7 protein-coding genes are annotated in these 6,494 nt (G+C 74.9%); all 7 read right to left on the bottom strand.

All coding sequences use genetic code 11. The annotated features are described in order from the left end of the window. Nucleotides 1-171: 171 nt before the first annotated feature. On the bottom strand, nucleotides 172-1,227 hold the full coding sequence (gene lgt / locus L1885_RS20995; protein ID WP_235798719.1) for a prolipoprotein diacylglyceryl transferase: 1,056 nt from the start codon (nucleotides 1,225-1,227) through the stop codon (nucleotides 172-174). Between the two features lie 299 nt (nucleotides 1,228-1,526). Further along, the gene (locus tag L1885_RS20990) at nucleotides 1,527-2,345 is read right to left on the bottom strand and encodes a DsbA family protein (RefSeq protein ID WP_235798718.1); all 819 of its coding nucleotides are present in this window, start codon (nucleotides 2,343-2,345) and stop codon (nucleotides 1,527-1,529) included. Between the two features lie 177 nt (nucleotides 2,346-2,522). Continuing rightward, a complete protein-coding gene (gene trpA / locus L1885_RS20985; RefSeq protein ID WP_235798717.1) occupies nucleotides 2,523-3,341 on the bottom strand; it encodes a tryptophan synthase subunit alpha in 819 nt (272 codons plus the stop codon). After that, entirely contained in the window at nucleotides 3,338-4,678 is a 1,341-nt protein-coding gene (trpB, locus tag L1885_RS20980; RefSeq protein ID WP_235798716.1) for a tryptophan synthase subunit beta, read from the bottom strand. The genes trpA and trpB overlap by 4 nt, the downstream gene beginning before the upstream one ends. A 20-nt stretch (nucleotides 4,679-4,698) precedes the next feature. Further along, nucleotides 4,699-4,956, bottom strand: coding sequence for a tryptophan biosynthesis modulator TrpM (gene trpM, locus L1885_RS20975; protein WP_235798715.1), 258 nt, complete (start codon nucleotides 4,954-4,956; stop codon nucleotides 4,699-4,701). A 9-nt stretch (nucleotides 4,957-4,965) separates the two neighbouring features. Further along, on the bottom strand, nucleotides 4,966-5,775 hold the full coding sequence (trpC, locus tag L1885_RS20970; protein ID WP_235798714.1) for an indole-3-glycerol phosphate synthase TrpC: 810 nt from the start codon (nucleotides 5,773-5,775) through the stop codon (nucleotides 4,966-4,968). 172 nt (nucleotides 5,776-5,947) lie between these two features. Beyond that, nucleotides 5,948-6,376 carry a DUF2752 domain-containing protein gene (locus L1885_RS20965; protein WP_235798713.1) on the bottom strand — a complete coding sequence of 143 codons (429 nt, stop codon included), beginning with the start codon at nucleotides 6,374-6,376 and terminating at the stop codon, nucleotides 5,948-5,950. Nucleotides 6,377-6,494 lie beyond the last annotated feature (118 nt).

Raw genomic sequence — 6,494 nt, 5'->3', positions numbered from 1 at the left:
CGGCCGGCTCGCGCCTGCCGGACCGCCCCGGGGCGGTGGGCGGACGGGCGGGCGCCTCGGCCCGCGGTCCCCCGTGGAAACGCGGGACTCCCGGGACCCGGAGGCCCCGGGAGTCCCGGAGTCGGTACGGCACCTCGGTCGGTGCCGGGCGGGGCGTCCCCCTGGGGCGCGTCAGCCCTTCTCGGCCGTCTCGGCCTTCTCCGCCTTCGCGCCGGCCGCCGTCGCGCCCGGGGCGCCGTCGCCGGCCGGCCCGTCCCCCGTGGCGGCCGCGGCCCGCGCGGCCTTCTTCGCACCGCCCGCGCCGGGATCGTCCGCGTCGCCCGAGGAGGAACCGGAGCCCGCGGGCTCCGCCTCGCCGCTCCGGGCGCCGGCGGCCGCCGAGCCGCCGTCCGCGATTGCCTCGCCGGTCTCGGCGGAGGGCTCCACGACGCTCTCCCGGCCCGGGCGCAGCCGCGCCGACAGGACGATGTAGACCACGGCGAGCACGAACATGATCATGACGGTCCACAGGTTCAGCCGCAGCCCGAGGATGTGGTTCGCGTCGTCGACCCGGAGGTACTCCGTGCCGCCGCGACCCACGCAGTACAGCGCCACGTACAGGGCGAACGCCCGGCCGTGGCCCAGCGTCCACCTGCGGTCCGCCCAGACCACCAGGGCAGCGACGATCAGGCACCAGATCGACTCGTACAGGAACGTCGGATGGTAGTAGCCCGGCGTGCCGTCGCCCGAGGGGTTCGTGATGTGCAGGGCCCACGGGAGATGCGTGGGCTTGCCGTAGAGCTCCTGGTTGAACCAGTTGCCCCAACGCCCGATGGCCTGCGCGATCGCAACGGCGGGAGCCAGCGCGTCGGCCCAGGCCGCGAGCGGGATGCCGCGGCGCCGGCAGCCGATCCAGGCGCCGACCGCGCCGAGCGCGACGGCGCCCCAGATGCCGAGGCCGCCCTCCCAGATCTTGAAGGCATTGACCCAGTCCTCGCCCTTTTCGAAGTAGAGCTCGGGGTCCGTCACCACGTGGTAGAGCCGGCCGCCCACCAGGCCGAAGGGCACCGCCCACACCGCGATGTCCGCTACGGTGCCGGCCTTGCCGCCGCGGGCGACCCAGCGCTTGTTGCCGTACCAGACGGCCACGAAGACACCGATGATGATGCAGAGGGCGTAGCCGCGCAGTGGAAGGGGGCCGAGATGGACCACTCCGACCGACGGACTGGGAATGAAGGCAGATTCCATGGCAGGACCGACGCTACCTTGCCCGGCCGTGCGGACGGCCCGCCGTCCGGCAACGTCTGAGTAACGAGCGGCCATTTTTCCGGCCATGCGGGCCGCTCAGGGGCTTGGTCCGCGGGGCGTGGGTGCCCGCGTGGGCGCGGGTGCGGCGCCGTGGCGGACCTGCGGGATCGGCGGGCCTGCGGGGGACGGGAGCCCCGGGCGCCGGAGCCGGGGCCGGCATCCGCGCGGGCGGTGCCGGACGGCGGCCCGGGCCCGGCGCCCCACGTGGGCGGCGCTCCGCCCGGGGCGCCCCGCCCGGGTCAGGCCCCGGACGGCCTGGCCGTGCCGGGCCGCTTGCCCTTGTTGGCCTCGGCCACCCACTTCTTCAGGTTCGCCGGGCTGATGTTCTCGTCGCCCTTCTTCGGGAAGACGGGCTTGCCGTTGAGCAGGACGGTGGGGGTGCCGGCGTAGCCGCTGGTGCGGAAGGCGTCCGCGGACTTCTTCACCCAGGCGTCGTGGGAGCCGTTCTCGACGCAGCTCTTGAACGCCGGTGTGGACAGCCCCGGGACCTTCGCGGCGATCTCGAGCAGCCTGCTGTTCTTGCCGAAGGCGTCGGACGTCTCCTCCGGCTGGTTCTCGTACAGCGCGTCGTGGTACTGCGGGAACCTGCCCGCGTCCTGCGCGCACGCGGCGGCGTTCGCGGCGCGCACCGAGCCGGTGCCGCCCATGTTGCCGTCGATGATCGTCGCGAGGTGGTACTCGATCTTCAGCTGGCCGCTCTTCTCCAGCTGGTGGAACGTGCCGCGGAAGACGTTCTCGAACTGGCCGCAGATCGGGCAGCGGAAGTCCTCCCACACGGTGAGCGTGGACGGCGCGTCGGCGGCGCCGACGCTGATCGCGAGGCCGTCCTTGCCGCCCGCGCCGGTGGGCGTGCTGACGGGTCCGGCCGCGCCGTCGGCGGTCTTGTCCTTGCCCGCGTTCGCCGCGAGCACGCCGATGCCGCCCGCGAAGGCGAGCACGGCGAGGGCGACTCCCCCGACGACGAAGCCGCGCCTGCGCTTCTCGCGCGCCTTCTCCGCCGCGCGTTCCTGCTGGATGCGCTCTCGGGCGCTCGTTGCTCCACGTGTCTTCTGACTCACACGTGGGCAACGAACCGGGGAGGCGGTGACGCACCTCCCCGGCCCCAGGTGCACCCGCACGGATGAGGCGGCGATCCGGAGGTGACGCGTGCGCGTTCGAGCGCGCACGCGTCACCCGGGCCGTCCCGACGCCGGAGGGCCGGCGGGTCGCGGCCGTACGCCCGGCGGGTGGGTGCGTCAGCGCGCGGCGGCCCGTACGCCCCGCGCGAGGTCCCCGGCCAGCTCCCGCACGCCGGCGAGCGCGGCCTCGTGGTCCGGCGCGTCGAGGACGCGCTTGACGAAGGCGCTGCCGACGATGACGCCGTCCGCGAAGGCGGCGACCTCGGTGGCCTGGGCCGCGTTGGACACGCCGAGCCCGACGCAGACGGGGAGGTCGCCGGCGGCCCGGGTGCGGGTCACGACGTCCTTCGCCTGCTCGCCGACGGATTCGCGGGTGCCGGTGACCCCCATGAGCGACGCGGCGTAGACGAAGCCGCTGCCCGCCGCGGTGATCTCGGCGAGGCGCGCGTCCTTGCTGCTGGGCGCGACGACGAAGACCGTGGCCAGGTCGTGCTTCGCCGCGTGCTGCCGCCACAGGCCGGACTCCTGCACGGGCAGGTCGGGCAGGATGCACCCGGCGCCGCCCGCGTCGGCGAGCTCGGCGGTGAAGCGCTCCACGCCGTAGCGGTCGATCGGGTTCCAGTACGTCATGACGAGGACGGGCCTGCCGCTCGCCTCGTGGGCCTCCCGGACCGTGCGCAGCACGTCCGCGATGCGCACGCCGCCGCGCAGCGCGATGTCGTCGGCGGTCTGGATGACGGGCCCGTCGAGCACCGGGTCGCTGTAGGGCAGCCCGACCTCCACGATGTCGGCGCCGCCGTCGAAGACGGCCTTGACGGCGTCGATGCCGCCGTCGACCGTCGGGAACCCCGCGGGGTAGTAGGCGATGAGCGCGGCCCGGTCCTCGGCGCGTGCCGCGGCGAGCGTGTCGGTCAGCAGCTGGATGTTCCCGCTCACTTCGCGGCCCCCTCGTCCGTCGCCGTGCCGGCGCCGTTGCGGTCGTCCTCGATCAGTGCCTGCGACGCCGCCTCGGCCTCGACGGCCGCGTCCGCGTCGTACAGCCCGAAGTAGCGGGCGGCGGTGTCCATGTCCTTGTCGCCGCGGCCGGAGAGGTTGACGACGATCAGGCCGTCCTCGCCGAGTTCGCGGCCGACCGTGAGGGCCCCGGCGAGGGCGTGGGCGCTCTCGATGGCGGGGATGACGCCCTCGGTGCGCGACAGCAGCCGCAGGGCCTGCATGGCCTCGTCGTCGGTGACGGCGAGGTACTCGGCGCGCCCGCTGTCCTTGAGGTACGCGTGCTCGGGGCCGATGCCCGGGTAGTCGAGCCCGGCGGAGATCGAGTACGGCTCGGTGATCTGGCCCTCGTCGTCCTGGAGGACGTAGCTGCGGGAGCCGTGCAGGATGCCCGGTTCGCCGACGGTGAGGGTGGCCGCGTGCTCGCCGGTGGCGACGCCGTGGCCGGCGGCCTCGCAGCCGACGAGCCGGACGCCCGCGTCGGGGATGAACGGGTGGAACAGGCCGATGGCGTTGGAGCCGCCGCCGACGCAGGCGATCGCCGCGTCGGGCAGCCGGCCTGCCCGCTCCAGGATCTGCCGGCGGGTCTCGACGCCGATCACGCGGTGGAAGTCGCGGACCATCGCGGGGAAGGGGTGCGGTCCCGCGACGGTGCCGAACAGGTAGTGCGTGGTGTCGACGCTGGCGACCCAGTCGCGGAACGCCTCGTTGATGGCGTCCTTGAGGGTGCGGCTGCCGGACTTGACCGCGACGACCTCGGCTCCGAGGATGCGCATCCGGGCGACGTTGAGCGCCTGGCGCTCGGTGTCGATCTCGCCCATGTAGATGACGCATTCGAGGCCGAACAGGGCGCAGGCGGTGGCGGTGGCCACGCCGTGCTGGCCGGCGCCGGTCTCGGCGACGATGCGGGTCTTGCCCATGCGCTTGGTGAGCAGCGCCTGGCCCAGCACGTTGTTGATCTTGTGGGAGCCGGTGTGGTTGAGGTCCTCGCGCTTGAGGAAGACGCGTGCGCCGCCCGCGTGGGCGGCGAAGCGGGGCACCTCGGTCAGCGGGCTCGGGCGGCCCGTGTACTCGACCATGAGGCGGTCGAGTTCGGCGGCGAAGGCGGGATCGGACTTCGCCTTGTCGTACTCGACGGCGACCTCGTCCACCGCGGCGACGAGCGCCTCGGGGATGAAGGTCCCGCCGAACGCGCCGAAGTAGCCTTCGGCGCTGGGGATCCGGCCCTCGGGGTCGGGAATGAAGAACGCAGAGGGATCTGCGGACGGTTGCGTGGACAACGGAGGAACTCCTCGTAGCTCTACGGACGTTCGGCACCGTATGCGCGTGCGGCACGCTCGTGCCCCGCGCGCGGCCGCGTCCGCCATCGCATCCCGTTGACCTGGCCCGGCTCGTCCCCGATGACGTACCGCACCCGCCGCCCGTGCACCCGGCGCGCGGGCGCGCGGCAGCCCCGCGGACGGCAGCCGCGCGCGAGGGGCGCGTGCTGCGTGGAGGGGCTCTCGGCCGCGGCTCGTGCCGGGCGGGTGGCCGGTGCGGCCGGGCGGGTGGCGGGCATGGGGACGGGTCAGTCCCTGCCGTGGCGCAGTGCGGGGTGCGCGCCGGCGGCGACGAGGTCGGCGACGGCCGCCTTCGGGTCGCGGCCGGTCACGAGGGACTCGCCGACGAGGACGGCGTCGGCGCCCGCGTTGGCGTAGGCGATCAGGTCGTGCGGGCCGCGCACGCCGGACTCCGCGACCTTGACGATGCCCGCGGGGATCTCCGGGGCGACCCGCTCGAAGGTGGAGCGGTCGACCTTGAGGGTCTTCAGGTTGCGCGCGTTGACGCCGATGACACGGGCGCCCGCGTCGACGGCGCGCTCGGCCTCGTCCTCGTCGTGGACCTCCACGAGCGGGGTCAGGCCGATCGACTCGGCGCGCTCGATGAGCGACACGAGGGCGGGCTGCTCCAGCGCGGCGACGATCAGCAGGACGACGTCAGCGCCGTAGGCGCGTGCCTCCCACAGCTGGTAGGAGGTCACCACGAAGTCCTTGCGCAGGACGGGGATGTCCACCTTGGCCCGTACGGCCTCGAGGTCGGCGAGGGACCCGCCGAAGCGGCGCTGCTCCGTCAGCACGGAGATGACGGCGGCGCCGCCCGCCTCGTACTCGGCCGCGAGGCCCGCGGGGTCGGCGATCGCGGCGAGCGCGCCCTTGGAGGGGCTGGAGCGCTTCACCTCGCAGATGACCCGGACGCCCTCGCCGCTGAGCGCGGCGACGCCGTCCTTGGCCTCGGGGGCGCGTGCGGCGCGCTGCTTGAGCTCGTCGAGGCCGACGCGCGCCTGGCGTTCCGCGAGGTCGGCGCGTACGCCATCGATGATCTCGTCGAGCACACTCACGCGAGCGGCCCCCTTTCCGGGAGGTGGGTCATGCGGTCAAGGATCGGGCGACTTCGATGCTAGCCGCTGGAGGACAAAGGCCCGCATCACGGGGGGTGCGCGGGTCGGGGCGCGCCGCGGCGGGCGGGCCTCGGGCGGGCCGCCCGTCCGGGCGCCGCGCGGCGGGCGGGCCTCAGGGGGCGAGCGCGGCCCCGAAGGGCAGGTTCCGGGCCACGGTGAACGCGACGACCAGCGCGCCGAGGACCCAGCCCCAGGAGCCCTGGACCCGCAGGGCCGGCGCGGGGCGGCCGGCGCGGGCCCGCCACACCCAGCGCACCCACAGCACGGCGCAGAGGGCGAACGCGACGACGGCGAGCGCGTTGTCCTGGAGTGCGGTGCCGAGGTGCCCGGTGGCGACGGCGTGCGCGCACCGCAGGCCGCCGCAGCCGGGGCAGTACACGCCGGTGAGCGCGTAGAGCGGGCAGACGGGGTAGTGCCCGGGGTGGTTGGGGTCGACCAGTCCGACGTACGCGAAGGAGGCCACCGCCCCCGCCAGGAGGCCGAGCGGCGCGGCCAGGCGTCTCGCCGGCCCCGCCGCGGGCCGCGTCACAGGTGCCACCATCGGTCCCACCCCGTCCGCTCGTCGCGTCACTGCGTGCGGCCGTCGGACGACGGCCGGGCCCCTGCCGCGGCCCGCTCACGGGCGGGTCGCCGGCGCCGCGCGGCACCCCGCCGGGGGC

The sequence above is a fragment of the Streptomyces fuscigenes genome (assembly GCF_021556455.1).
GTDB classification, from domain to species: domain Bacteria; phylum Actinomycetota; class Actinomycetes; order Streptomycetales; family Streptomycetaceae; genus Streptomyces; species Streptomyces fuscigenes.
The sequence above is the reverse complement of the archived record's forward strand: the minus strand, read 5'-3'. Positions and strand labels throughout refer to the sequence as shown.

Bases quoted from the DNA above. Each gene is read 5' to 3' on its own strand.
- trpM (WP_235798715.1), bottom strand. From the start codon at position 4,956: ATGCCCGCCACCCGCCCGGCCGCACCGGCCACCCGCCCGGCACGAGCC.
- lgt (WP_235798719.1), bottom strand. From the start codon at position 1,227: ATGGAATCTGCCTTCATTCCCAGTCCGTCGGTCGGAGTGGTCCATCTC.
- L1885_RS20965 (WP_235798713.1), bottom strand. From the start codon at position 6,376: ATGGTGGCACCTGTGACGCGGCCCGCGGCGGGGCCGGCGAGACGCCTG.